This is a genomic window from Deltaproteobacteria bacterium, from assembly GCA_020848745.1.
Lineage (GTDB): Bacteria > Desulfobacterota > Binatia > UTPRO1 > UTPRO1 > UTPRO1.
The window spans coordinates 1-25,115 of sequence record JADLHM010000136.1; the positions used below are offsets into that span (position 1 = coordinate 1).

Here is a 25,115-nt window from a genome sequence, read left to right on the forward strand (position 1 = left end):
ATCCTTACCAAGGATGTGCTCTGCCGACTGAGCTACCTGGGCACCTCGAATGCCGTCGCCGACGCTGGAGAGCGGGAAACGGGATTCGAACCCGCGACCCTCAGCTTGGAAGGCTGATGCTCTAGCCCACTGAGCTATTCCCGCGTTGAAGTTGGTCACTTGGTGCTCACCACGAATCATCACGAATCATATGGAGAGGGGAGGATTCGAACCTCCGTAGGCTGACGCCGGCAGATTTACAGTCTGCTCCCTTTGGCCACTCGGGTACCTCTCCGCTGCCAACCATGAAGATTCCGCCGACCGATCCTCCAAGCTGGCGATAGGAATCGAACCTACAACCGCCTGATTACAAATCAGGTGCTCTACCGTTGAGCTACGCCAGCGGTCGATCTCTCGTGCTGGGAACTCCCGACAGCCGAACGTTCGTCTCGATGATGATCGCTAGTACTCCGAGGCTCGCGCCTCCCGACGGCGCACAGGAAGCTTTCTCAGGATGCGTTGGAATTCCGGATTGACGTGCGAACCTCCCTACATAGCGATCGACCCCTGACGTGTCAACGAATGGCGCCCCCCGAGGGATCCGGCAGGACTCGCGCCCCCATCTCGTAGAGCGCAATGGCGGCCGCGGTTGCCGCGTTGAGCGCCGCCACACGGCCCCGAACCGGGATGGCGACGGTGAAGTCGCAGGCGCGGCCGACGAGCGGGCGGATACCCCGACCCTCGCCTCCCACGACCAGGACGGCCCGTTCGATCCGCGGAAGATCCCGGAATCGCGACGTTCCTCGAGCGTCGAGCCCCACGCTCCAGTAGCCGGCGGTCTTCAGGTCCTCGAGCGCGCGGACGAGGTTCACCACCTGGGCAATGGGCAGGTGGATCGCGGCGCCCGACGAGGCACGGATCGCTGCCGCCGTGACACCCGCGCTCCGATCCTTCGGAAGGACCACCCCTCCGGCACCGAGGACCTCGGCGGCCCGGATGATCGCGCCGAGGTTCTGCGGATCCTGGATACCGTCGAGCATCACCACCAACGCCGGCGCGCTGGCGACGATGTCTTCGACCGCGACGTGCGCGAGCGGTTTCGTTTGGATCGCGACACCCTGGTGATGACCACCCCTCGCCAGACCATCGAGCACCTGCCGCACGACGGTCTCAATGCCTACCCCCAGCGTGCGGGCCTCGGCGAGAATCGGCTCGACACCCTGCGCGCCCTCCGCAACGTAGAGCTTCTGAATTGCGGCCGCCGACCCGCGCATCATCTCCAGTACCGGGTTGCGGCCGAAGACCACCTCGTGGCTCGACGGAGCCCGGACCGTCCTGTGACGCGGCGAGTAGCGGGTCATGGTCGTTTCGAGTAGAGACAGCAACTCATAGCATGCCGCATTCAGGAATGGGCCCTACGCTCCGGCACTACTTCCTGCGCGAGGTCGCGGCGCCCTTTCTGCTCGGTATCGGCGTCTTCACCTTCATCCTGCTGATCGCCCGCATGCTGAAGTTGGTCGAGCTGGTGGTCAATCGGAGCGTTCCGATCCTCGAGATCGCCAAGCTCTTCGCCTACATCCTGCCGACGTTCCTCGAGGTCACCGTGCCGATGGCGCTGCTCCTCGCGGTGCTCCTCGCCTTCGGAAGGCTCTCGGCCGACAGCGAGATCGTCGCGCTGAAGACGTCGGGCCTGAGTCTCTACCAAATGGTCGTACCGGTGGCGGGATTCACGCTCGTCGTGACCTTCCTCGCGATGCTGCTCGCGGTGTACGCGCGCCCGTGGGGCAACAGCAACTTGAAGGCGAGTCTCTACGAAATCGCGAAGACACGGGCGAGCGCCGGCCTCAAGGAGCGGGTATTCAACGACGATTTCGCCGGTCTGGTCATCTACGTCGAGCACATCGAGCCGCCCGGCGACAAGCTCGGGGGCATCCTCATCGCCGACGGCCGCGACCCGAACCAGCGCAACACGGTGCTCGCGAAGACCGGCTTCCTCGTCGGCAACGAGGAAGCCCATTCAGTGACGCTGCGCCTGCTCGACGGCAGCATCCACACCTTCCTGCCCGGCGAACGGAGCTACCACAAGACCGACTTCACGACGTACGACGTCAACTTGAACCTCGCGGTCGCGCTCGCGCGGTTCTCGCAGCGCGAGAAGGACGCGCAAGAGATGACGCTCACCGAGTTGCGCCGCGCGATCGCCGAGCGATCCGCTGCCGGACGGTCCGTCAACGCGGAGCTCATCGAGCTGCATCGCAAGTTCTCGCTCCCCTTCGCGTGCCTGGTGTTCGGACTCGTCGGCGTTCCCCTCGGCGTGCAGCCGGTCCGCGCGGTCCGATCCCGCGGCTTCTCCGTGAGCCTGGCCCTGATCTTCCTCTACTATTTGATGCTGACGGCCGGCGAAGCGATGGCCGAGAAGGGACGCGTCCCCGCGGTGATCGCGCTCTGGATTCCGAACGTCGCCTTCGCGGTGCTCGGCCTGACGCTCTTCGTGGCCGTCGCGCGTGAACGGACGCTCGCGGTGCGCATCCCGTGGCCGGGGCGGCTGCGGATGCGCGGCTCGAGCGTCGGCATCGTCGGATGAAGGTCGTCGGCCGCTACGTACTGGTCGAGTTCCTCCGCGTGTTCGGCCTCTGCATGGTCGCATTCCTGATGATCTACGTCCTCGTGGACGTCTTCGATCGGATGGAGGGATTCCTCAAGTACCACGCCACGTTCGGCGAGGTGCTGCGGTATCTCTTCTTCAAGATCCCGCTAATCGTGACCCAGCTCGTCCCCGTCGCGACCCTCGCCTCGGTCCTGATCGCGCTCGGCACCATGGCGCGACACAACGAGCTGACCGCCCTCCGGGCATCGGGGGTGAGCACCATGCAGGTCGCGACGCCTCTCTTCGCGATCGCCACGGCGCTGAGCGTGGCGATCCTGGCGTGGAACGAGACCGTCGTCCCTTACAGCACCGAGCGATCCCGCTACATCGAGATCGTCGAGATCCGCAACCGCCCCCTCAAGGCCCTCCTCAGCGAAGACGGCATCTGGTTCCACGGCCGAAACGGAATCTACAACATCGAGCACTTCGACTCGCGTACCGGCACGCTCGTCGGCCTCACGGTCTACGACCTGAACGCCGACTTCACCCTCCGACGACTGGTGCAGATACCGACCGCCCAATGGAAGGACGACCGTTGGATCATCTCGACCGCCATCGAGCGAACCTTCGACGACGGTACGGGCATCACGACTCGCACCATGGCGCCGGACGAGTTCGCGCTGCCCGAACGACCGCAGGACTTTCAGATGATCGAGAAGGATCCCGAGGAGCTCAATTTCCGCCGGCTGCAGCACCACATTCGAGAGCTCAGCCGCAAGGGCATCGACACGACCGAATCGCGCGTCGACCTGCACCTCAAGCTCGCTCTTCCGTTGGTGCCCCTGGTCATGGTGCTCGTCGGAGTGCCACTCGCGGGCCGCAACCCGCGACGCCGACCCCTCGCCACCAGCATCGGCATCGGCCTCGTCGTGGGCTTCAGCTACTGGGTGCTGCTCGCGCTCACGATCTCGCTGGGGCACGGCGGCGCCATTCCGCCCGCGATCGCAGCATGGAGCGCGAACGGCGTGTTTACGCTGCTCGGCGCGTTCCTGTTTCTCGGCCCGGAGTGAAACCTCCGCGCTACGGCACGACCGCCAGGTGATCGAGGCCCGAGGCCTCGGGCCATCCCATCATCGCGTTCAAGTTCTGAATCGCCTGACCCGCAGCCCCCTTCCCCAGGTTGTCGATCACCGAGACGACCACCGCGGTGCGGCTCCTGTCGTCCAACGCCCACCCGATCGCGCAGTCGTTCGTGCCGACGACGTCCCGGATCTCGGGGGGGCGGCTCCCGGTCAACACGACGAAGCGCTCGCTTCCGTAGCGCGACTCGAACGCCTCCGCGAACGCACCGACGCCCACGCCGTCACGAGGCCGGACGTACACGGTCGAGAGGATGCCGCGGCGGATCGGCAGCAGGTGCGGTACGAACGTGACGGCGACCTCGGCTCCCAGCGAGGGGCGGAGCTGCTGCTCGATCTCGGGCGCATGCCGATGCTGACCGATCTTGTAGGCGCGCAGGTTGTCGTCGACCTCCGCGAAGAGATACTCGGCGGCGACCGTGCGCCCGGCGCCGGTCACGCCCGACTTCGCGTCGATGACGATGCCCGTCGACTCCACGAGGCGCGCTTCGGCGAGCGGAACGAGCGCGAGCAGCGCCGCGGTCGGGTAACAACCGGGGTTCGCGACCAGGCGCGCCGCGCGCAGGGCCGCGCGCGCGTGCTCCGTCAGGCCGTAGACCGCTTCACCCAGCAACGCCGGAACGGGATGCACGCCATACACGCGCGCATGCTCCGCGGGGTCCCGGAAGCGAAAATCCGAACCGATGTCCACGACCCGCGCTCCACGATCGAGCAGCATCGCGATGCCTTCCGCGGACTTGCCGCTCGGCAACGCCGTGAAGGCGACGTCGCAGCGCGCGGCGACTCGCACCGCGTCGAACGCCTCGAGCCGCAGGTCGATCTTGCGGCGAAACGAAGGCAGAACGTCGGCCAGCGTCTTGCCGGCGCTTTGCTCGGAGGTCACCACCGTGAGGGCGACCTTCGGGTGGCGAGCGAGCAGTCGGACCAACTCGGCGCCCGCGTACCCGGTCGCTCCCACGACCGCGACGCGTACGGCGTCGGTTGGACCGGTCATGGCGCTATCGCTTCGAGTACTGCGGACGCTTCCGTGCCTTGTGGCGGCCGTACTTCTTGCGCTCGACCTCGCGCGGATCGCGCGTCACGAATCCCGCCTTCTTCAGCACACCGCGGAACTCGGGATGCGCCAGCATCAACGCGCGCGTGATCCCGTGCCGAATCGCCGTCGCCTGTGCGGCCACGCCGCCGCCACCGACGTTCACACTGAGATCGTACTGACCGCGGGTGTTGGTCAGATCGAACGGCTGGTGCACGATCATCCGCGAGGTTTCACGCCCGAAGTAATCCTCCAGCGTGCGCTCGTTGACGACGAGTTTTCCCTCGCCGATCGACATCCTGACGCGCGCCACCGCGCTCTTGCGCTTGCCGGTGGCCACATGAACTTCTCGACGCTCTGCCATACCTCTTCCTCGTGGGTTGCCGTCAGAAACTCAGCGTTTCGGGCTTCTGTGCCGCGTGGGGATGATCCGATCCGCGATAGATCTTCAGCTTGGTGGCCAATCGGCGACCCAGCCGATTCTTCGGAAGCATGCCCACGATCGCGGACCGCAGCACCCGCTCGGGTCGCTCGTTCATGAGACGCCCCGCGGTGGTCCGCCGCACGCCGCCCGGATACCCGGTATGGCGGTGGTAGATCTTGTCGGTAATCTTCGCGCCGGTGAGCTTCACCTTTGCCGCGTTCACGACGACGACGAAATCGCCGCTGTCGACGTGCGGAGTAAAGGTCGGCTTGTGCTTGCCGCGCAGGACGTTCGCGACTTGCGTCGCCACACGACCCACGACTCGCGCGTCCGCGTCGACGAGGTACCATCGGCGAGCGTCGAGAGCGTCCTCTCGCGACGCCATGTACGTATCCTTCTTCACCTCAGAGAGTACCTTTCCTAAGAGCGGGGCCGACGAGACTCGAACTCGCGACCTCCTGCGTGACAGGCAGGCGTTCTAACCGGCTGAACTACGACCCCAGAAACGTTGGTCGGGCTCTCCTATCAATCGCACCGCCGGAGTTCAATGGGCGGTGCTGGCATCGAACCAGCGACCCTCGGCTTGTAAGGCCGATGCTCTACCGCTGAGCTAACCGCCCGTCGCGAGGAGACGCTGGACCTAGTTCAAGCTGTCCTTGAGCGTCTTTCCGGGTTTGAACTTCGCCGAGCGGGATGCCGAGATCTGAATCGCTTCTCCGGTCTTCGGATTGCGCCCCGTACGCGCCTTCCTGTCGGAGACCTGGAACGTACCGAAGCCGGAGATGTGAACCTTGTCGCCAGCCTTCAGCGCGGCGACGATGTCGTCGAAGATCGTCGCGACGACACGCTCCGCGGCGAGCTTGGGCAGATCGGTTTTGGTGGCGATCGAATCGACCAACTCGGCCTTGGTCATGCATGCTCCTTCGTCGGCTGAAAAGTGGGCCCGCCATACCAGCCGACATTCAGGGAGTCAATTCAACGCGTTGGCCGAGGGATCAGTGCGTGATGATCTCCGGGGTCGCCGTCGCGGCTTGCGGGAACGGATGCGCCGCCGACTCGGGGGTCATGGCCTGCCGGAGAAAATTCTCCGGCTCGGCCAACACCAACGCCTTCCGCAACACGTCGTCCATGTGGTCCACCAGCTCGAGCCGGATGCACTTCAGGATCGTGGCGGGAATGTCCTTGATGTCGCGGGCATTCTCGGTCGGGAGGAGGATCCGCTTGATGCCGGCACGATGCGCGGCCAGCACCTTCTCCTTGAGACCGCCGATCGGCAGCACGCGGCCGCGCAGCGTGATCTCCCCGGTCATCGCGATGTCGTGCCGGACGGGCGTCCGGGTGAGCGCCGACGTCAGCGCCGTCGCCATCGTGATGCCGGCCGACGGCCCGTCCTTCGGGATCGCGCCCTCGGGAACGTGAATGTGGATGTCGACCTTCTGATAGAAATCGCGATCCAGACCCAACGCCTCGGCGCGCGAACGCACGTAGCTCATCGCCGCCTGCGCCGACTCCTGCATGACGTCGCCGAGCTTGCCGGTAATGATGAGCTTGCCCTTCCCCGGCATGACCGTGACTTCGGTCCCGAGGAGCTCGCCGCCGAGATCGGTCCAGGCGAGCCCGGTCGCGACGCCGACCTTCTGCTCGTCGTCCGCCTTCCCGTAGCGATAGCGCGGCGGCCCGAGCAGCTTCTGCAACGCCTTCGGCGTCACCTTGACCTTGGCGTTCCGATCCTTCTTGACGACCTCCACCGCGGCCTTCCGGCACACCGCGGCAACCTCGCGCTCGAGGTTCCGGACGCCGGCCTCCTTGGTGTAGTGGCGGATGATGCTCAGCAGCGCCGAGTCGGTGAACTCGATGTTGCTCTCCGCCAGGCCGTTCGCCTCGCGCTGCTTCTTCACCAGATAGCGCTTCGCGATGTTGAGCTTCTCGAGCTCCGTGTACCCAGCGATGCGGATGATCTCCATCCGGTCCTGGAGTGGACGCGGAATGCGTTCGAGCGCGTTCGCGGTGGTGATGAACATGATCTTCGAAAGATCGTAGTCGACGTCCAGGTAGTGATCGTTGAACGTGGTGTTCTGCTCGGGATCCAGGACCTCGAGCAGCGCCGACGACGGATCACCGCGGAAGTCGGTGGACATCTTGTCGACCTCGTCGAGCAGGAAGACCGGGTTTCCGGAGCCGGCCTTCTTCATCGACTGGATGATCTTACCCGGCAGCGCTCCGATGTACGTTCGGCGATGACCGCGGATCTCGGCCTCGTCGCGAACGCCGCCGAGCGACACGCGGACGAACTTCCGCCCGGTGGCCCGTGCGATCGACTTGCCGAGCGAGGTCTTGCCGACCCCGGGGGGCCCGACGAGGCAGAGGATCGGACCCTTGAGCTGACCGACCAGGCTCTGCACCGCCAGATACTCGAGGATGCGCTGCTTCACCTTCTCGAGCCCGTAGTGGTCCTCTTCGAGCACCTTCTCGGCGTCGGCGATGTCGAGCTTGTCCTCGGTGAACTCGTTCCACGGCAAGCTGATGAACCAGTCGATGTAGTTCCGCACGACCGTCGCCTCGGCGGACATCGGAGACATCATCTTGAGCTTCTTGAGCTCCTTCTCCGCCTTGTCCCGCGCCTCCGGCGACATCTTCTTCGCCTTGATCTTCTCTTCGAGCTCCTGGACCTCGTTCTTGAACTCGTCCTTCTCGCCGAGCTCCTTCTGGATCGCTCGCATCTGCTCGTTGAGGTAGTACTCCTTCTGGGTCTTCTCCATCTGCTTCTTGACCCGGGTACGAATCCTCTTCTCGACCTCGAGGATCTCGATCTCCGATCGCATGTAGCCGAGGACCTTCTCGAGGCGCTCCGCGGGATCGAGCAGCTCCAGCAGGGACTGCTTGTCTTCGAGCTTGATGCCGAGGTGGGCGACGATCGTGTCGGCAAGGCGCGCCGGATCCTCGATCGACGCCACCGACATGATCATCTCCGGCGGGATCTTCTTGTTGAGCTTGACGTAGTTCTCGAACGTCGAGTTCACGCTGCGAATCAGCGCCTCGAGCTCGGTCGTCTTGTCGTAGGTCTCGACGATCTCGTCGACCTCGACGAGGAAGAACTCGGGGTGATCGACGTACTGCGCGACGCGCGCCCGTTTCTTGCCCTCGATCAACACCTTGACGGTGCCGTCGGGCAGTCGGAGCAGCTGCACGACGCTGCCGAGCGTCCCGACCTGGTAAATGTCCTCCTCGGTCGGGTCGTTGGTCTTGGCGTCCTTCTGGGCGGCGAGCAAGATGAACTTCTGCTTGCCCATCGCCTCTTCGAGGGCGCGAATCGAACGCTGTCGGCCTACGAACAGCGGAACCACCATGTGCGGGAACACGATGATGTCCCGCAACGGCAGCAGTGGGACGCGGAGAGCTCCCGGCTTCGGTGGATCCTTCTTGTCGTTACGGAACAACATACGTCAGCGTCCCCTCCTCACGCAGTCTCGGCCGTCTTCTGGTAGAGCATGATCGGCTGCTCCTTGCGTGTGACCACTTCCTCGGAGATGAGCACTTCCTTGATGTTGGGCTGCGAGGGGATCTCGTACATCACGTCGAGCATGATGTTCTCCATGATCGCCCTGAGACCGCGCGCGCCGGACTTCCGCGTCAACGCCTCTCGGGCGATCGCCGTGAGCGCGCCCTCGGTAAATTTGAGGTGGACGTTCTCCATGTCGAAGAGCTTCTGATACTGGCGCGTGAGCGCGTTCTTCGGCTCCTTGAGGATGCGCACCAGCGACTGCTCGTGCAGCTCCTCGAGCGTCGCGATGACCGGAAGCCGGCCGACGAACTCCGGAATCAGGCCGAACTTGAGGAGGTCCTCGGTCTGCACCTCGTGCAGCAGATCGCTCACCGACTTCTCGTCGCGACGCCGGATGTCCGCGCCGAAGCCCATCCCCTTCATGCCGATGCGGCGCCGGATGATGTCCTCGAGCCCGACGAACGCACCGCCGCAGATGAAGAGGATGTTGGTCGTGTCGACCTGCAGGAACTCCTGCTGCGGATGCTTGCGGCCCCCCTTCGGAGGCACGCTGGCCGTGGTGCCCTCGATGATCTTGAGGAGCGCCTGCTGCACACCCTCGCCGGAAACGTCGCGGGTGATCGAGGGATTGTCGCCCTTGCGCGCGATCTTGTCGATCTCGTCGATGTAGACGATGCCGCGCTGGCACTTCTCGACGTCGTAGTCGGCGTTCTGCAGCAGCGACAGAATGATGTTCTCGACGTCCTCGCCGACGTAGCCCGCCTCGGTGAGGCTCGTCGCATCGGCGATCGCGAACGGCACCTGCAGGAACCGCGCGAGCGTCTGCGCGAGCAGGGTCTTTCCCGAGCCCGTCGGCCCGACCAGCAGGATGTTCGACTTCTGCAACTCGACGTCACCCGTCACCAGCGAAGAGTCGATGCGCTTGTAATGATTGTGCACGGCGACCGCGAGGATCTTCTTGGCGCGCTCCTGGCCGATGACGTACTGATCGAGGACCTTCTTGATCTCGGCCGGCTTCGGAACCGCCGAGGTGGACGTGAGCCCCTCTTCCTGGTCGCACTCCTCGGCGATGATGTCGTTGCAGAGGTCGATGCACTCGTCACAGATGTAGACCGTCGGGCCGGCGATCAGCTTTCGAACCTCGTCCTGGCTCTTCCCGCAGAAAGAGCACACGAGGTTTCCGGTCCGCTCGTCTCCGTGCTTCGCCATGGCGTCTCCCTAGGGCCGTTTAGCCGGCCGATTGACGATCACCTCGTCGATCAGGCCGTACTCGACCGCCTGCTTCCCGGTCATGAACATATCGCGGTCGGTATCCTTCTCGATCTTCTTGATGCTCTGGCCCGTGTGCTTCACCAGCACGTTGTTGAGCTGCTCGCGGATCCGGAGGATCTCGCGAGCCTGGATGTCGATGTCGGCCGCCTGGCCCTGCACGCCTCCGAGCGGCTGATGGATCATGATCCGTGCGTGCGGCAGCGCATAGCGCTTACCCTTCGCACCGGCCGCCAACAGCCACGCCCCCATGCTCGCCGCCTGCCCGAGACACAGCGTTGACACCTCGGGCCTGATGTACTGCATGGTGTCGTAGATCGCGAGGCCGGCGGTGACCGAGCCACCGGGCGAGTTGATGTAGAAATGGATGTCCTTCTCGGGATCCTCCGACTCGAGGAACAGGAACTGAGCCGTGATCAGGTTGGCGACGTCGTCGTCCACCTGGGAGCCGAGAAAGACGATGCGATCTTTGAGAAGGCGGGAGTAGATGTCGTAGGCGCGCTCGCCTCGGCCGGTCTGCTCTACCACCATGGGGATGAGACTGGCTCTAGTCATGTCAGGGCGAGCTTAACTGCTTTTCCGCCTCCCGGCAATCAAGTTTGACGCGTCGGAGCGCGAACGTTCGCGCGCTCGACGACCCAGGAGAGTGCCTTCTCCTGCGCCAAGCGCTCCGCTACCTCACGGCGCGCTTCCGGATGGCGATAGAGGTCGGCAAGGCGCTCGCGTTCGCGCGGCGCGGAGCTCACCATCTCCGCGATCCGCTCGTCGATCTCGGCTTCGGTTGCCGCGAGGCCCTCCTGCGACGCGATGCGCTCCAGAACAAGCGCCGAATGCACCGACTCCCGCGCCCGCACGCGCAGCTCGGCGCGAATCTCGTCGAGCTTCGCCTCGAGCTCGGGGTTCCCGCTGCGCTGCGCGCCGAAGACACCGACCTCGCGCGTCATCGCGTCGAAGCGTTGCGCGGTGAGCGCGTCCGGAACGTCGAACGGGTTGCACTCGACGATCTGCTTCACGAGCGCCATCCGCACACGCTCGTCGGCGTCCCGCTCGGCGGCGGACGCCAGGCCCTGCCGGATCTTGTCGCGGAGCTCGCCCAGCGATCCGCACTCGCCGTGGTCCTTGGCGAACTCGTCGTCGAGAACGGGGAGCTCCTTGCGGCCGATGTCCTTGATCTCGACGCGAAACGTCACCGTCTTTCCGGCAACGTCGGCACTGTGGTGAGACGCCGGATAGTCGATGGCGATGTGGGCGCTCTCCCCGCGCTTCATCCCGACCAGTTTCTCCTCGAAGGGCGGCGGGAACGTGCCGCCCCCGACCTCGACGACGCGGCTCTGCGGTCCGGAGCCCGTGAGCGCGCGGCCTTCGACCACACCCGTGTACGCGATCGACGCCAGATCGCCTTGCGCGACCTCGTCGCGATCCGTGACCGGCACCATCTGCGCGAACGACTGCCGCGCCCGTTCGAGCTGTGCGTCGATCGCCTCGTCTCCGACCGGGTCCACGGTCCGATCGACTTCGAGGTTCGTGTACCCCGCGACGCGGACGTCGGGCTTGATCTCGATCGTGGCGGAGTAGCGCAGCCCCTCGGCCGGCCGAACCTCCTCGGCGACGATCTCCGGACGCGCCACCGCCTGCAGCCGTCGCTCCTCGAGCGCGTGCACGAAGGAATGCTGGATCAGCTCGCCGATGACCTCGCTCTCGACCTGATTGCCGTAGTACTGCTCGAGCACCTTGCGCGGCACCTTGCCGGGGCGAAACCCCTTGATGCGCGCGCGCTGCGACAACCCGCGATACGCGGCATCGATCTTCGCCTGCACCTCCTCGGGCGGCAGGGCGATGCCGAGCTTCTTCTTGATCGGGCTCAGGTCTTCGACGGTGACTTCCACGGCTATTCCTTACGCAGTCCGATCTGCCCTGACAAGTCGGACGCGATGATCACCGCGAGGCGAGTGCGAGAGGGGGGACTCGAACCCCCATCCGACGAGCGGGCTAGATTCTAAGTCTAGTGCGTCTACCAGTTCCGCCACTCTCGCACGCGGGATGCGGCCACGCGCCCGCAAAGGGCGCACCATGGCATCGGTGCTACACCAAAGCGTCGATCGCGCGCAAAGCCCGCTCGTGGCTTGCGGGCGCGCACGACCGGCGGTACGAGCCCCTCCCGTGCCCGATCGCTACGCCGCCCGCGCGCACGGGCTCGCGCTCGTCGTGATCGCGACCGCGACGACCCTCGCATACGCCGGGAGCTTCGGCGGCACGTGGATCTCCGACGACGTCACCGCGATCTTCCAGAACACGACGCTGCGCGCGCTGACGTCCGAAAACCTCCGGATCCTCGTCACCTCGCGCACCGACGGCACAAACTACATCCCGCTGAATTTCCTGTCGCTCGCTCTCGACTATCGCCTGTGGGGACCGGACCCTCGAGGCTTCCATCTGACCAATCTCCTGCTCCACCTCGCGAACGCCGCGGCGGTCTACTGGGCCGTGGCGAGGCTGCACGGGTCGCGCGGCCTCGCGACCGCGGCGGCGCTCCTCTGGTCGTTGCACCCGGTGCAGGTCGAGTCGGTCGCGTGGATCAGCGAACGAAAGAACCTGCTCTCGACGCTCTTCTTCCTCCTCGCGTTCCACATGCATCTCGGTCTGACGGACCGCCCGACCTCGGGGCGCTACCTCGGGCTGGTCACGCTCTACGTCGCCGCCTTGCTATCGAAGGTGAACACGATCGTCCTTCCCGCCCTGCTGCTCTGGTACGAGATCGTCATCCGGCGCCGTTTGCGGGCAGGCGATCTCGCGCGCGCGCTCCCGCTGCTCGCGTGCGGCGCCGTCGTCGCGTGGGCCAATCTGCACGACAACCCGAGCCACGGTGCCGCGTACCACGGCGGCAGCCTCGCGGTGACCATGCGCACGAGCGTGACCACCATCCCGCGCTATCTCTGGAACGTCGTCGCGCCCTTCGATCTCATGGCGTACTACCCGGTGCCCCTGCGCGCGTCGTGGCTCGATCCGACGGTTGTGACCGCGGTCGCCGTCATCGGGGCCCTGATGCTCGTCACGTGCTGGTGCGCGGCCCGCGGGTATGCCGAGGGGTTCTGGCTCGTATGGTTCGGGGTCACCTTGTCGCCGATGCTGAATCTGGTGCCGTTTCCGGCGCTGATGAACGACCGCTACCTCTACCTGCCGTTGCTCGGCGCCCTGGTGCCGCTCCTGCGGCTCGGACAGCGGGCACTCGCTTCGGTCGGCGCCGCGCGCGGCGCGCCCTTCGCGGTCGGAGCCGCGGCCGTCGTGCTCGCGCTTCTCACGACCGCCCGCGTCGCCGTCTTCCACGATCCGCTCTCGCTCTGGGCGGACATGGGGCTCCGCACCCCGTACATCACCGCGGATCAACCGTACGGTCCGGGCCCGCGGACGGAGGAGAAACGCCTCCTCGCCGACGCTCTCCGGTCGCACCCCGAACGCGCCGCGCTCCACAACAACGTCGGGGGCCTCGCCTTCGAAGAGAATCGCCTGTCCGACGCGCTCGCGTCGCTCACCCGGGCGCAGGAGCTCGACCCGAACGATCCCGCGATCGCCCTGAATCTCGGCCGGACCCAGCTTCGCCTCGGCCTTACCGACGACGCGATCCGCACGCTCGAGCGCGCCGTCGCGCTCGAGCCGCCGTCGTTCTTCGCCCGCCTGAACCTCGCGCGCGCGTACCTCTCGAAGGGCGACCTCGCCGCGGCGCGCGCGGAGCTGACGCGCGCCAAGACGCTCAAATCGGACCCGTACTTCTGGAAGGGATTCGAACAGGCCCTGGCGCGCGCGGAGCAACGCGGCTCCTGAGTGGCGGAGCCACGCGCGCCACGGCCAGCGGGGCGGAGACTACGCGCCCGTGAAGAGCCGGCGCGGATTGTCGACGAGCATGGTCGCGATGTCCTCGTCGCCGAGACCGCCGGCCCGCAGTTGCGGCACGATCTTCTTCAGGATCGTCGTCGGCCGCCAATCAGGAAGCATCGCCAGGACGTCTTCGTGGCGGTTCGCGAAGGGCACGGGACGACCCTGCCAGCACGAGATCGAGTCGTGCGACAGCAGGACGTTCCGCGTGTAGCCGGCCTGCGCCAGCTTCAGCACGTTCTTCACCCGGACCTCGTCCGGAACGATGAGCGTGATGCCGAACCGGTCGAACCCGACGAACGCTCCCCGCTCGGCGAGCGACCGGTGGTAGTCGTGGTCGTCGATGCCGTCGGAGTGCCCGACGACCAGACGGCTCGCCGGCACGCCCTCAGCCGCCACGAGATCGATCTGCTCGTGCCCGCAGGACGCTTCCTGCGTGTGCGAGATCAGGGGCACGCCGGTCTCACGCGCCGCCCGCGCGCCGGCCTGGACGAGCTTCCGCTCGTACTCGGAAACCGTGTGTGCTCCGGTGGCGATCTTCACCGCCCCCGCCCGGATCCCGGTATCCCCGATCCCCTCGGTGATCTCCTTTATATAGATGGCGGTGATTTCCTCGAGCGGCAGGTGCCGAAACGTATGGGTAATCCCTTCGGCCTCGAAGTAGGCGCCGGTCGTGCAGACGATCTGCATTCCGCTCTTCCGGGCCAATTCAGCCAGGAACTCGACGTCACGTCCGAGATCCATGGGACAGGGGTCCACGAAGGTGCCGATCCCGAGCCCGCGCAGCTCATGCATCTGATCGACGGCGCGCGCCATCGCCTCCGCGCGCACGAACCGCGGCGCCAGAGCGTCGAGATTCCAGCCCGGAAACCCGACGAGCACGTGCTCGTGGATGAGCGTCCGCCCGAGGGCCTCGGGGGCGACCCCGCCGGTCACGGTCTGTACGGAGCGAACTCGGGTCATGGCGATACCTTTCGAACGCGGCGGAGCGCCGCTCGCGTCGACGTAGCAAGCCCCTCCCGGTGGAACAAGCATGCGGCGATCACCGGTCCGCGGCCGACGCCGCCAGGCGACGCAGGTATTCGTCCCGGGAGATCTCGACGACGCCGAGCGATCGTAGATGCTCGGTCGCGAGCTGGACGTCGAGGAGCTCGAATCCCTCGTCGGCAAGCCCCTCCACGAGCTCCGCGAGCGCGATCTTCGAGGCGTTTGGCGCGCGGTGGAACATCGACTCGGCGGCGAAGAACCGGCCGATGGCGACCCCGTAGACGCCCCCGACCAGCGATCCCTCCTCGTTCCACACCTCGATGCTGTGCACCCATCCGAGTCCGTGCAGCCGCTCGTACGCGCGGCGCATCGCCGGTGTGATCCAGGTCCCTTCGACGCGATCGGCGCAGCCGGCAATCACCCCGGCGCAATCCTGATCGCGCGTGACACGATGGCGCCCCTGGCGCCGCAACCGCGCGAGGCTGCGCGAGCCGCGGAACCCTGCGAGCGGCAGGACCGCCCGCGGGTCCGGCGACCACCAGAGGAGCCGACCGTCGGGATCCGGCCAGGGGAAGATGCCCTGGCGATAGGCGGCCAGGATCGTACCCGGCTCGAGATCGCCCCCCGCCGCGAGACAGCCGTGGCTCGGCGCCGAGGCGGCCGGCGGCATGACGTAGCGGCTCGGCGACGGCTCGATCGGCGACGGGCTCTTCACGGCAGGCTCGTGGGCGTCCGGAGGGCCGAACGCCGTGGACACTCAGCGGGAGCGGCCGGCGAGGTGCGTCCGCAGCTCATGCATTCCACGGAACGTGGCGAGCGCGTCGATCGGCGCGTCGTACGGCATGCCGCGGAACTCACGGTACGCGCGCTCGACGTTGAAGAGCAGTCGCTCGGGCTCCGTCCACCCGGCGTACGGGCCGAGGTCGATGCGTTTGGCGGCCTCGATCTCCGACCGCCCCGCCTCGAAATGACGGCGCGACTCCTCGCGCACGTAGACGAGATAGGCGCGCATCTCACGCGGCCCCTCGAGACCGGAGAGCGGCCCGTGTCCGGGCACGACGACCTCGGGTGCGAGCTCGATGAGGGTATCGAGCGCCGCGAGCCACCGGGCAAAGGTGCCTTCCCAACCGATCGGCGTGCAGAGCCGGAAGAGCACGTCCCCGGTGAAGACCACCCGCTCAGCCGGAAGGTGCACGATCACGTCGCCGACGGTGTGCGCGGGTCCGACGTAGCGCAGTTCCACGCGCAGGCCGTCGAGGTCCAGGTCCAGGCGATCGTCGAACACGGTGGTCGGCGGCGTCAGCTCGATGCCGCTGAAATCCCAGTCGGCCAGCGCCGCGGCGAACGCCGCGATCGCGGGATCGGCGCTGTCGACGGCCCCGCGCAACATCTGCAATCCCGCCGGCGAGGAGTCCTTGCCGAACGCCTCGGCGCACCGGCGATGGCCGATGATCTCGGCCTCGTGGAACAGCTGGTTCCCCCAGCAGTGGTCGCCGTTGTGGTGCGTGTTGACCACGCGCCGCGCCGGGGTCGGCAGCACGCGCCGATAGAGATCCATGAGGGCGCGCGTGTGGGGGAGATCCCAGAACGTGTCGATGACGAGCCCGCCCGCGCGACGCACGAGACCCGAGTTGCTCCAGCCGAGACCACGGTCGGGCGTGACGCACGCGTAGACGTCCGCGGCGATCTCGCGAAGCTCCATACGGGGGCCATACCATCCCCCCGCGACGCTGGCGATGCTCGGCGCTCGCCCTCGCCCCCTCGGCGCTGCGTCTCCCGAACCCAGGGACAACCTAGCGGGTGCCCGGCGCGGCTGTTACAGTTTCTCGCGACGCACGCATGAGGGCGACGGGGAGCGAGGAAGCGGCGGTCGGATCGGACGTCGAGCCGCCGCGATTCGTGATCGAGCACGTCGCACCGACGGCCGACGCCGGCCGCCATCCGATCAAGCGCATCCTCGGCGAGCCCTGCCCCGTGACGGTCGACATCCTGCGCGACGGCCACGACGTCCTGGCCGGCCGCATCGCGTTCCGCGGCCCCGGCGACACGGCCTGGCGGTACGCGTCGCTCGCCTACGACTACGACAGCGACCGCTGGCACGGGAGCTTCCTCCCGGATCGGCTCGGCCGCTGGACGTACACCATCGAGGCATGGACGGACCGCTTCGCCACGTGGCGGCGCGCGCTCGCGGCGCGGCTCGACGCGGGCCGCCCCCTCGAGGCGGATCTGCGCGAAGGCGCGGCGCTCCTTCGCGAAGCGGCGCCGCACGCGCCGGCCGCGGCGCTCGCACGCGCCGCCGCCGCGCTCGGCCGCGTCGACGTACCGTCCGCCGAGCGCGCGTTGACGGTGCTCCGCGACGACACGCTCGCCGAGCTCGTCGCACGCCATCTCCCCGCGCCCGACCGGACGCGCCACGCCGTCGACCTGGTCGTGATCGTCGATCGCGAGCGCGCCCGCTTCGCCGCCTGGTACGAGCTGTTCCCCCGCTCGTGCAGCCCGCTCCCCGGCCGGCACGGCACGCTGCGCGACGCCGCCGAGCGCTTGCCGGCCCTCGCGGCGCTCGGATTCGATGTCGCATACCTTCCGCCGATCCACCCGATCGGACGCACGCACCGCAAGGGTCCGAACGGCGCCCCGACCGCGGGTCCGGACGATCCGGGAAGCCCGTGGGCGATCGGAGGAGACGCCGGCGGCCACACCGCGATCGAGCCCGCGCTCGGCACACTCGCCGACTTCGACCACCTCGTCGCCGTGGCCGCGCGCCACGGGTTGGAGATCGCGCTCGACTTCGCGCCGCACTGCTCGCCGGACCACCCGTGGATCCGCGAGCATCCCGACTGGTTCGTCCGACGCGCCGACGGGTCGATCCGGTGCGCCGAGAACCCGCCCTACACGTTCGAGGACATCGTGCCGGTCGACTTCTGGTGCGCCGACCGCGCGGCGCTCTGGGCGGCGTGGCGCGACGTCGTGCTCTTCTGGATCGAGCACGGCGTCCGCACCTTCCGCGTCGACAACCCGCACACGAAGCCCTTCGCCTTCTGGGAGTGGCTGATCGCCGACGTCACCCGCGCGCACCCCGACGTGCTCTTCCTCGCCGAGGCCTTCACCCGTCCGAAGGCGGTCCGCGCGCTCGCCGCGCTCGGCTTCAGCCAGTCGTACACCTACTTCATCTGGCGGACGACGGCGGCGGAGCTGCGCGCGTACCTGACGGAGCTCACCCAGGGAGAGCTCGCCGAGATCCTGCGACCCGCCCTCTTCCCGACGACGCCCGACGTGCTGCACGCCTACCTCCAGACCGGCGGCCGCGCGGCCTTCCGGGTGCGCTTGCTGCTGGCCGCGACGCTCTCGCCGCTCTACGGCATCTACAGCGGCTACGAGCTCTGCGAAGCGACCCCGTTGCACGCGGGCGGTGAGGAGTACCTCGACTCGGAGAAGTTCCAGCTGCGCCGGCGCGACTACGACGCCGCGGGCAACCTGAACGACGACGTGCGCGCGCTGAACGACCTTCGGCGGCGCCATCGCGCGCTCCAGCTCGCCAACAATCTCGCCTTCCACGATGCGGGCGCCGAGCACCTGTTGTGGTACTCGAAGCGCGGTGATGCCCCGGAGGAGACCCTGCTCGTCGTCGTGAACCTCGACCCGCACCACGTGCGCGAGTCCATGGTCGAGGTCCCCCTCGAAATGCTCGGCCTCGGCGAGGACGCGTCCTTCGAAGTCGAGGAGTGCCTGAGCGGCGAGCGCTTCGCGTGGCGGGGCCGGCGCAACTACGTCCGGCTCGACCCCGCGGACCGGGTCGGCCAGATCTTCCGCCTCCGCGCGCCGAGCATTCCCGCATGAGCGCGAACGACGTGCGCGTCTGGCCGGGCGCCCCGCAGCCCCTCGGCGCCACCTGGGACGGCGAAGGCGTCAACTTCGCGATCTTCTCCGCCCACGCGACGGCGATCGAGCTCTGCCTCTTCGACGACGCCGACCGCGAGGCCGCGCGCGTTCCGCTGGTCGAGCGCGACCAAGGGGTCTGGCACGCCTACCTGCCGGACGTCCGCCCCGGCCAGCGCTACGGCTACCGGGTCCACGGACCGTACGATCCGCAACGCGGTCATCGGTTCAATCCGCAGAAGCTCCTGGTCGATCCCTACGCGCGGGCGCTCAGCGACGGCGGCCGCTTCGGCCCCTCGCTCTTCGGCTTCGCTCCGGCCGAGCCGGAGGACGACCTCGTCCCGAGCCCGCTCGACAGCGCCGACGCCGCGCCGAAGAGCGTCGTCGTCGAGTCCGCGTTCACGTGGGGCGACGACCGTCCGCCCCGCGTCTCGTGGAGCCGCACGGTGATCTACGAGTGCCACGTGAAGGGCCTGACCGCGCGCCACCCCGAGGTGCCGGCGCGCCTGCGCGGCACCTACCTCGGCCTCGCGACCGACCCCGTGATCCAGCACCTCCAGAGCCTCGGCGTCACCACGATCGAGCTGCTGCCGATCCATCAGGCGATCGTCGATCGCCATCTCTTCGCGCGCGGCCTCACCAACTACTGGGGCTACAACACGCTGGCGTTCTTCGCCCCCGACGTGCGCTTCGCGACCGCCGGCGGCGGCGCCCAGGTCGCCGAGTTCAAGACGATGGTGAAGCGGCTCCACCGCGCCGGCCTCGAGGTGATCCTCGACGTCGTCTACAATCACACCGGCGAGGGCGATCAGCGCGGGCCCACGCTCTCGCTGCGCGGCATCGACAACGCCGTCTACTACCGCCTCGACGCCGGCAACCCGCGCTCCTACGTCGACGTCACCGGCTGCGGCAACACCTTGAACCTCCCGCACCCGCGCACGACCCAACTGGTGCTCGATAGCCTGCGGTACTGGGTCGAGGAGATGCACGTGGACGGCTTCCGCTTCGATCTCGCGCCGGTGCTCGGCCGCGGCGCCGCCGTCGACGTGCGCAGCGACGCGTTTTTCGAGATGGTGCGCCAGGATCCGGTCCTCTCGCGCGTGAAGCTCGTCGCCGAGCCGTGGGACCTCGGACCAGGCGGCGACTGGGGCGGCGCGTTCCCCGCCGGATGGTCGGAGTGGAACGGCCGCTTCCGCGACGGTGTCCGCCGCTTCTGGCGCGGCGATCCGGGCCGCGTCGCCGACCTCGCGTCGCGCCTCTCGGGCTCGAGTGAACTCTTCGGACCGAACGGTCGGAACGCCGATGCGAGCATCAACTTCGTCACCTGCCACGATGGATTCACGCTGCGCGACCTCGTGAGCTACGACCAGAAGCACAACGAGGCCAACGGCGAAGACAATCGCGACGGCACCAACGACAACTGGAGCCGCAACTGGGGCGCCGAGGGGCCGACGGCGGCGGTCGAGGTCCTGCGCCAGCGCGCCAGCACCGAGCGCAATCTCCTCGCGACGCTCGCCTTCTCGCAGGGCGTCCCGATGCTCCTCGCGGGCGACGAGATGCACCATACCCAGCACGGCAACAACAATGCTTACTGCCAGGACTCGGAGCTGAGCTGGGTCGACTGGAACCTCGACCAGCCCGCCCGCGACCTTCTCGCGTTCACGCGCCGCGTGTTCGCGATCCGCGCCGGCAACCCCGTGCTGCGGCGCCGGAGCTTCTTCCACGGCGGCGAGATCTCGGGCACGGGGCTGAAGGACGTCGCATGGTTGCGTCCCGACGGTCAGGAGCTCACCGAGGCCGACTGGCACCATCCCGAGGCGCACGTGCTCGGCATGCTCATCCACGGACGGGCGACCGACGAGAAGGACGATCGCGGCCGCCCGGTCGTCGGCCGGACCTTGCTGCTCCTCGCCAACGGCGGAACGCGACCGCGCGCCTTCAACCTGCCGCGCCTCGGCCGCCCCGGCGAATGGCACGAGCTCGTGCACACCGCCCGCAACACGACCCGTACGATCAAGGCCGACGTCGTGAATCTCGTCGGCCATTCGCTCGTGCTCCTGCGCTACGAGGATCGCGGGTGAGCGACACGCTCACCGCGGCCGAGCGCCGCCTCGCCGCCGGTCGCCACCCGACCCCGCACGACGTCCTCGGCGCGCATCCCGCCACGGTCGGCGGCATCAGGGGCGCCGTGGTGCGCGCCTTCCATCCGGACACGACTGCGGTCGAGGTGCTCGGACCCGACGGCCGGGCGACGCCGGCGACGGCGCGCGGGAACGGCGTGTTCGCCGCCTTCCTCGCGGGCGCCGCTCCCCCCTTCTCCTATCGCCTCCGCTTCCATTTCCCAGACGGCCGCACCTGGGAGCGCGACGATCCGTATCGCTTCCTGCCGACGCTCGGCGACCTCGACCTCCACCTCTTCGGGGAGGGCACGCACCGCCGCCTGTGGCGCCATCTCGGCGCCCATCGGCGCCGCGTCGAGGGCAGCGACGGCGTCGCCTTCGCCGTCTGGGCGCCGAGCGCCAAGCGCGTCTCGGTGGTCGGGGACTTCTGCGGCTGGGACGGCCGCCTCTTTCCGATGCGCCAGCTCGGCTCCTCCGGCGTCTTCGAGCTCTTCGTCCCCGGCGTGCAGCCCGGAGCGCTCTACAAGTACGAGATCGTCACCCCGCAAGGCGAGCTCCGTCTCAAGACGGATCCCTTCGCCGCGGCGATGGAGCGTGAGCCCGGCACGGCCTCGCGCGTCGTCGCCGACAGTGCCTATGCCTGGGGCGACGACGTCTGGATGCGGGCGCGGCGCGCCCACGATCCGACGCGCAGCCCGATGGCGATCTACGAGGTCCACCTCGGGTCGTGGGCGCGCGTGCCCCATGAAGGCAACCGCTCGCTCGGCTATCGCGAGATCGCCCCGCGTCTCGCGAGACACGCGCGCGAGCTCGGCTTCACGCACGTCGAGCTCCTGCCGATCATGGAGCATCCGTTCGAGGGCTCGTGGGGCTATCAGGTGACGGGCTACTACGCGCCGGCGGCGCGCTGGGGCGTACCGGACGACTTCCGCTTCTTCGTCGACATCTGCCACCAGCACGGCCTCGGCGTCATCCTCGACTGGGTTCCGGCGCACTTTCCGCGCGACGACTACGCACTCCGCCGCTTCGACGGGACGGCGCTCTACGAGCACGACGACCCGCGGCGCGGCGAGCACCCCGACTGGGGCACGCTCATCTTCAACTACGGCCGGCGCGAGGTCGCGAACTTCCTGGTCGCCAACGCCCTCTACTGGCTCGACGAGTTTCACGTCGACGGCCTCCGCATCGACGCCGTCGCCTCGATGCTCTATCTCGACTACAGCCGCCGCGAGGGCGAGTGGCTGCCGAACCAGTACGGCGGGCGCGAGAACCTCGACGCGGTGGCCTTCCTCCGCGACCTGAACGACACGATCGCCACGGAGCAGCCGGGCTGTTGCACGATCGCCGAGGAGTCGACGGCATGGCCCGGCGTCACGCACCCGACCAACGCCGGCGGTCTCGGGTTCTCGCTCAAGTGGAACATGGGCTGGATGCACGACACGCTCGGCTATTTCGCGCGCGAACCGATCCATCGCCGCTTCCACCACGACGAGCTCACCTTCGCAATGCTCTACGAGCACCGCGAGCGCTTCGTGAACCCGCTCTCGCACGACGAGGTCGTGCACGGGAAGCAATCGTTGCTCGAGAAGATGCCCGGCGACGAGTGGCAGAAGCTCGCGAATCTTCGCGTGCTCCTCGCGTATCAGTACACCCGGCCCGGAAAGCAGCTGCTGTTCATGGGAACCGAGCTCGCGCCCCACCACGAATGGAATCACGACGCGAGCCTCGACTGGCACCTCGGGGACCGGCCGTCCCGCCGCGGCCTCGCGCGTTTCCTCGCCGCGCTCGGCGCGCTCTACGTGGGCACCCCGTGCTTCTGGCGCGGCGACCCCGACGGCGCGTCGTTCGCCTGGATCGACTGTGCCGACCGCGAATCCTCGATCGTGAGCTATCAGCGCCGCGACGGCGACGCGCACGCCGTCGTGGTGCTGAACCTGACGCCCATCCCCCGCCCGGGATATCGGCTCGGCGTGCCGAGCGCCGGCCGCTACGCGCTCCGACTCGACAGCGACGCCGCCTTCTTCGGCGGCTCGGGCCACCTCCACGCCGACGTCTTCGCCACCGAGCCGCTGCCCTGGCAGGACCAGCCGCAATCGATCCGACTGACGTTGCCACCGCTCGCGGCGCTCGTCCTCACGCCGGCATGACCGCGATGGCGACGCCGCGCCCCGCACTCCGACGACTCGCCGCGCGCCTCGGCGTCCTCCCGCGCTACGTCGACACGAGCGGCCTCGTACGTCACACCTCGGATCGTACGGCCGAGGCGCTCGTCGCGGCCCTCGGCCACGATGCCTCGACCGAAGCGGAGGCCGTACACGCCGCCCGGCTCCTCGCCGCGCGCGCCGCCGTGGCGCTCGCGCCGACTCGCGTCTGCGGGCCCACGGCGGCGCGCCGGCTGCCGGTGACGCTTCCCGCAGCGCATCAGCGGCGTCACGGGGAATGGCACGTCGAGCTCACCGACGAACGCGGCGACCGCACCACCGCGTCGGGATACGTCCGCGGACGTCGCGCCAAGGCATCGATGGGACTGCCCTTCACGCCGCCGCTCGGGTACCACCGCCTGCGCCTCACGCTCCGCGCGCGCGGCGCGCCCGACGTGACCGCCGCGCAGACGCTGATCGTCGTGCCGCCGCGCTGTCCGCTGCCGCGGGCGCGACTCGGCAGCCGCGGCGTATTCGGCCTGCTCGCGAATCTCTACGCGATCGAGAGCGCCCGCAACTGGGGCGCCGGCGACTTCGGCGACCTCGCGACGCTCGCCGACTTCGCCGGCGAGATCGGCGCCGCGTTCGTCGGCGTGAATCCGCTGCACGCCCTCCGCAACGCGCGCCGCGAGATCAGCCCGTACAACCCCGTGAGCCGACTCTACCGGAACCCGCTCTACCTCGACGTCGAGGCCGTGCCCGAGATCGCCGACACGCCGGGCGTCGCGCGCGCCCTCGGCGGCCGCGCGATGCGCGAGCGCCTCGATCACCTCCGCGGCGGGGCGCGCGTCGACTACGCGGGCGTGATGGCCGTGAAGGCCCCGGTGATCGCGGCGCTCTACCGCACCTTCGCGCGCCTCCACGGCGGGGCGGACACGGCGCGCGGACGCGCGTACCGCCGCTACTGCCGCGAGGAAGGTCCCGCCCTCCGCGACTTCGCTACGTACGTCGCGCTCGAGGAGCACCTCGCCGCGACCGCCGGCCGCGACTGGCGCCGCTGGCCCCGCGCCTACCGCGACCCGGGGTCGCCGGCGGTCGAAGCGTTCCGGGTACGTCATGCCGCGGCGGTCGAGCGGGCACAGTGGGTGCAGTTCGAGCTCGACCGCCAGCTGGCCACGGTCGCCGCGCGCGCCCGGCGCGCGCGGCTCGCGATCGGCGTCTACCAGGACGTCGCGCTCGGCTCGGCGGCCCGCGGCGCGGACGCGTGGGCATTCCCCGGACGCTTCGTGCTCGACGGCACGAGCCTCGGCGCGCCGCCGGACGGCCTCGCGCCCGCCGGCCAGAACTGGGGCTTGCCGCCGCTCGATCCGCACGCGCTCCGACGCGACGGCTACGCGTACTGGACGCGGCTCCTGCGGTCGGCGTTCCGCCACGCGGGCGCCCTCCGCATCGATCACGTCCTCGGCCTCTTCCGGCAGTTCTGGATCCCGCCGCGGCGCCCCGGCACGGAAGGTGCCTACGTGCGGTTCCCCGCCGATGATCTTCTCGGCATCCTCGCGCTCGAGAGCACCCGCGCCGGAGCGCTCGTGATCGGCGAGGATCTCGGCACCGTCCCGCCCGGTCTCCCGGAACGTCTCCACCGCGTCGGCGCGCTCTCGACCCGCGTCCTGCTCTTCTCGCGCGACCGGCGGGGCGCGTTCCTGCCGGCATCGAGATATCCCCGTCAGGCCCTTCTCGGCGCAAACACGCACGACATGGTGCCGCTCGCGGGCTGGACCGCGGGACGCGACCTCGTGCTCCGCCGCCGCCACGGTCAGCTGCGGAACGCGCGCGCGCTCGCAGTCGCGCGGCGCGAGCGGCGTGGAGCGGTCGCGGCGCTCCGGATGCTGCTCGTCGATGCCGGGCTCTGGCCGCCCGACCACCCCGCCGACGGGGCCGACCCGGCGTTCCGCGGCGCCGTCCATGCCTTCCTCTGTCGCACGCGGAGCGCGCTCGTCGGCATCGCGTTCGACGATCTGGCCGGAGCGGTCGATCCCGTGAACCTCCCCGGCGTCGACCTCGACCACTATCCGAGCTGGAGCCGCCGTCCGGGCCTCCCGCTCGAGCGCCTCGCGACGGAGCCCGCGGTCGCGCGGGCTTTGGCGGATACGGCGCGCCGCCGCCGCTGACGGCGGTTCGGCGCTGGACC

The 25,115-nt window shown here is 68.4% G+C and carries 19 protein-coding genes and 6 tRNA genes; 7 read left to right on the forward strand and 18 right to left on the reverse strand.

The genetic code is table 11. From position 1 onward, the window contains the following. Nucleotides 1-70: 70 nt before the first annotated feature. The 4 genes from IT293_19390 to rlmB all read right to left on the reverse strand — a co-directional run bounded on the left by IT293_19390 (nucleotide 71) and on the right by rlmB (nucleotide 1,286). Nucleotides 71-144 (reverse strand) — tRNA-Gly (locus IT293_19390). A 47-nt stretch (nucleotides 145-191) separates the two neighbouring features. Further along, nucleotides 192-274: transfer RNA gene (locus tag IT293_19395), tRNA-Tyr, on the reverse strand. Nucleotides 275-311: 37 nt separating this feature from the next. Then, a tRNA-Thr gene (locus IT293_19400) sits at nucleotides 312-383 on the reverse strand. Nucleotides 384-554: 171 nt separating this feature from the next. Further along, the gene (gene rlmB, locus IT293_19405; protein ID MCC6766831.1) at nucleotides 555-1,286 is read right to left on the reverse strand and encodes a 23S rRNA (guanosine(2251)-2'-O)-methyltransferase RlmB; all 732 of its coding nucleotides are present in this window, start codon (nucleotides 1,284-1,286) and stop codon (nucleotides 555-557) included. A gap of 101 nt (nucleotides 1,287-1,387) precedes the next feature. Here rlmB and lptF point away from each other — a divergent pair, with 101 nt between their 5' ends. After that, nucleotides 1,388-2,563: an LPS export ABC transporter permease LptF gene (lptF, locus tag IT293_19410; protein MCC6766832.1), complete on the forward strand. Its 1,176-nt coding sequence runs from the start codon at nucleotides 1,388-1,390 to the stop codon at nucleotides 2,561-2,563. After that, nucleotides 2,560-3,636: an LPS export ABC transporter permease LptG gene (gene lptG, locus IT293_19415; GenBank protein ID MCC6766833.1), complete on the forward strand. Its 1,077-nt coding sequence runs from the start codon at nucleotides 2,560-2,562 to the stop codon at nucleotides 3,634-3,636. Before lptF ends, lptG begins: the two co-directional genes overlap by 4 nt. A 10-nt stretch (nucleotides 3,637-3,646) precedes the next feature. Here lptG and IT293_19420 read toward each other — a convergent pair whose 3' ends face one another. From IT293_19420 to IT293_19470, 11 genes are all read right to left on the reverse strand, one after another. Further along, the gene (locus IT293_19420) at nucleotides 3,647-4,699 is read right to left on the reverse strand and encodes an N-acetyl-gamma-glutamyl-phosphate reductase (GenBank protein ID MCC6766834.1); all 1,053 of its coding nucleotides are present in this window, start codon (nucleotides 4,697-4,699) and stop codon (nucleotides 3,647-3,649) included. Nucleotides 4,700-4,703: 4 nt separating this feature from the next. After that, entirely contained in the window at nucleotides 4,704-5,102 is a 399-nt protein-coding gene (gene rpsI / locus IT293_19425) for a 30S ribosomal protein S9 (protein MCC6766835.1), read from the reverse strand. Nucleotides 5,103-5,124: 22 nt separating this feature from the next. Then, a complete protein-coding gene (gene rplM / locus IT293_19430) occupies nucleotides 5,125-5,547 on the reverse strand; it encodes a 50S ribosomal protein L13 (protein ID MCC6766836.1) in 423 nt (140 codons plus the stop codon). 42 nt (nucleotides 5,548-5,589) lie between these two features. Beyond that, nucleotides 5,590-5,663 (reverse strand) — tRNA-Asp (locus IT293_19435). Nucleotides 5,664-5,710: 47 nt separating this feature from the next. Continuing rightward, nucleotides 5,711-5,782: transfer RNA gene (locus IT293_19440), tRNA-Val, on the reverse strand. A gap of 20 nt (nucleotides 5,783-5,802) precedes the next feature. Further along, on the reverse strand, nucleotides 5,803-6,075 hold the full coding sequence (locus tag IT293_19445; GenBank protein ID MCC6766837.1) for an HU family DNA-binding protein: 273 nt from the start codon (nucleotides 6,073-6,075) through the stop codon (nucleotides 5,803-5,805). Between the two features lie 82 nt (nucleotides 6,076-6,157). Continuing rightward, nucleotides 6,158-8,602 carry an endopeptidase La gene (gene lon / locus IT293_19450; protein ID MCC6766838.1) on the reverse strand — a complete coding sequence of 815 codons (2,445 nt, stop codon included), beginning with the start codon at nucleotides 8,600-8,602 and terminating at the stop codon, nucleotides 6,158-6,160. A gap of 17 nt (nucleotides 8,603-8,619) precedes the next feature. Next, nucleotides 8,620-9,873 carry an ATP-dependent Clp protease ATP-binding subunit ClpX gene (gene clpX, locus IT293_19455; GenBank protein ID MCC6766839.1) on the reverse strand — a complete coding sequence of 418 codons (1,254 nt, stop codon included), beginning with the start codon at nucleotides 9,871-9,873 and terminating at the stop codon, nucleotides 8,620-8,622. Between the two features lie 9 nt (nucleotides 9,874-9,882). Beyond that, a complete protein-coding gene (clpP, locus tag IT293_19460; GenBank protein MCC6766840.1) occupies nucleotides 9,883-10,488 on the reverse strand; it encodes an ATP-dependent Clp endopeptidase proteolytic subunit ClpP in 606 nt (201 codons plus the stop codon). Between the two features lie 38 nt (nucleotides 10,489-10,526). After that, a complete protein-coding gene (gene tig / locus IT293_19465) occupies nucleotides 10,527-11,819 on the reverse strand; it encodes a trigger factor (protein ID MCC6766841.1) in 1,293 nt (430 codons plus the stop codon). A 64-nt stretch (nucleotides 11,820-11,883) separates the two neighbouring features. Further along, nucleotides 11,884-11,966, reverse strand: a tRNA-Leu gene (locus IT293_19470). A gap of 127 nt (nucleotides 11,967-12,093) precedes the next feature. Between IT293_19470 and IT293_19475 the strand changes: the two genes are divergently transcribed. Next, a complete protein-coding gene (locus tag IT293_19475; protein MCC6766842.1) occupies nucleotides 12,094-13,752 on the forward strand; it encodes a tetratricopeptide repeat protein in 1,659 nt (552 codons plus the stop codon). Between the two features lie 39 nt (nucleotides 13,753-13,791). On the opposite strand, the gene IT293_19480 is transcribed toward IT293_19475, so the two are convergent. The 3 genes from IT293_19480 to IT293_19490 form a co-directional block, all read right to left on the reverse strand. After that, nucleotides 13,792-14,766 carry a phosphotriesterase gene (locus IT293_19480; GenBank protein MCC6766843.1) on the reverse strand — a complete coding sequence of 325 codons (975 nt, stop codon included), beginning with the start codon at nucleotides 14,764-14,766 and terminating at the stop codon, nucleotides 13,792-13,794. Nucleotides 14,767-14,845: 79 nt separating this feature from the next. Continuing rightward, complete coding sequence (locus IT293_19485) at nucleotides 14,846-15,460, reverse strand: leucyl/phenylalanyl-tRNA--protein transferase (protein ID MCC6766844.1); 615 nt, start codon at nucleotides 15,458-15,460, stop codon at nucleotides 14,846-14,848. 87 nt (nucleotides 15,461-15,547) lie between these two features. Continuing rightward, nucleotides 15,548-16,492, reverse strand: coding sequence for an MBL fold metallo-hydrolase (locus tag IT293_19490; GenBank protein MCC6766845.1), 945 nt, complete (start codon nucleotides 16,490-16,492; stop codon nucleotides 15,548-15,550). A gap of 137 nt (nucleotides 16,493-16,629) precedes the next feature. Between IT293_19490 and IT293_19495 the strand changes: the two genes are divergently transcribed. Genes IT293_19495 through malQ form a run of 4 tightly spaced genes read left to right on the forward strand, consistent with a single transcriptional unit; the run spans nucleotide 16,630 to nucleotide 25,095 of the window. After that, entirely contained in the window at nucleotides 16,630-18,627 is a 1,998-nt protein-coding gene (locus tag IT293_19495; protein MCC6766846.1) for an alpha-1,4-glucan--maltose-1-phosphate maltosyltransferase, read from the forward strand. Next, nucleotides 18,624-20,747 (forward strand): glycogen debranching protein GlgX, encoded by a 2,124-nt coding sequence (gene glgX, locus IT293_19500; protein ID MCC6766847.1) that lies wholly within the window; start codon nucleotides 18,624-18,626, stop codon nucleotides 20,745-20,747. Before IT293_19495 ends, glgX begins: the two co-directional genes overlap by 4 nt. Next, nucleotides 20,636-22,933 carry a 1,4-alpha-glucan branching protein GlgB gene (glgB, locus tag IT293_19505; GenBank protein ID MCC6766848.1) on the forward strand — a complete coding sequence of 766 codons (2,298 nt, stop codon included), beginning with the start codon at nucleotides 20,636-20,638 and terminating at the stop codon, nucleotides 22,931-22,933. The genes glgX and glgB overlap by 112 nt, the downstream gene beginning before the upstream one ends. A 5-nt stretch (nucleotides 22,934-22,938) precedes the next feature. Further along, complete coding sequence (malQ, locus tag IT293_19510; protein ID MCC6766849.1) at nucleotides 22,939-25,095, forward strand: 4-alpha-glucanotransferase; 2,157 nt, start codon at nucleotides 22,939-22,941, stop codon at nucleotides 25,093-25,095. Nucleotides 25,096-25,115: the final 20 nt, after the last annotated feature.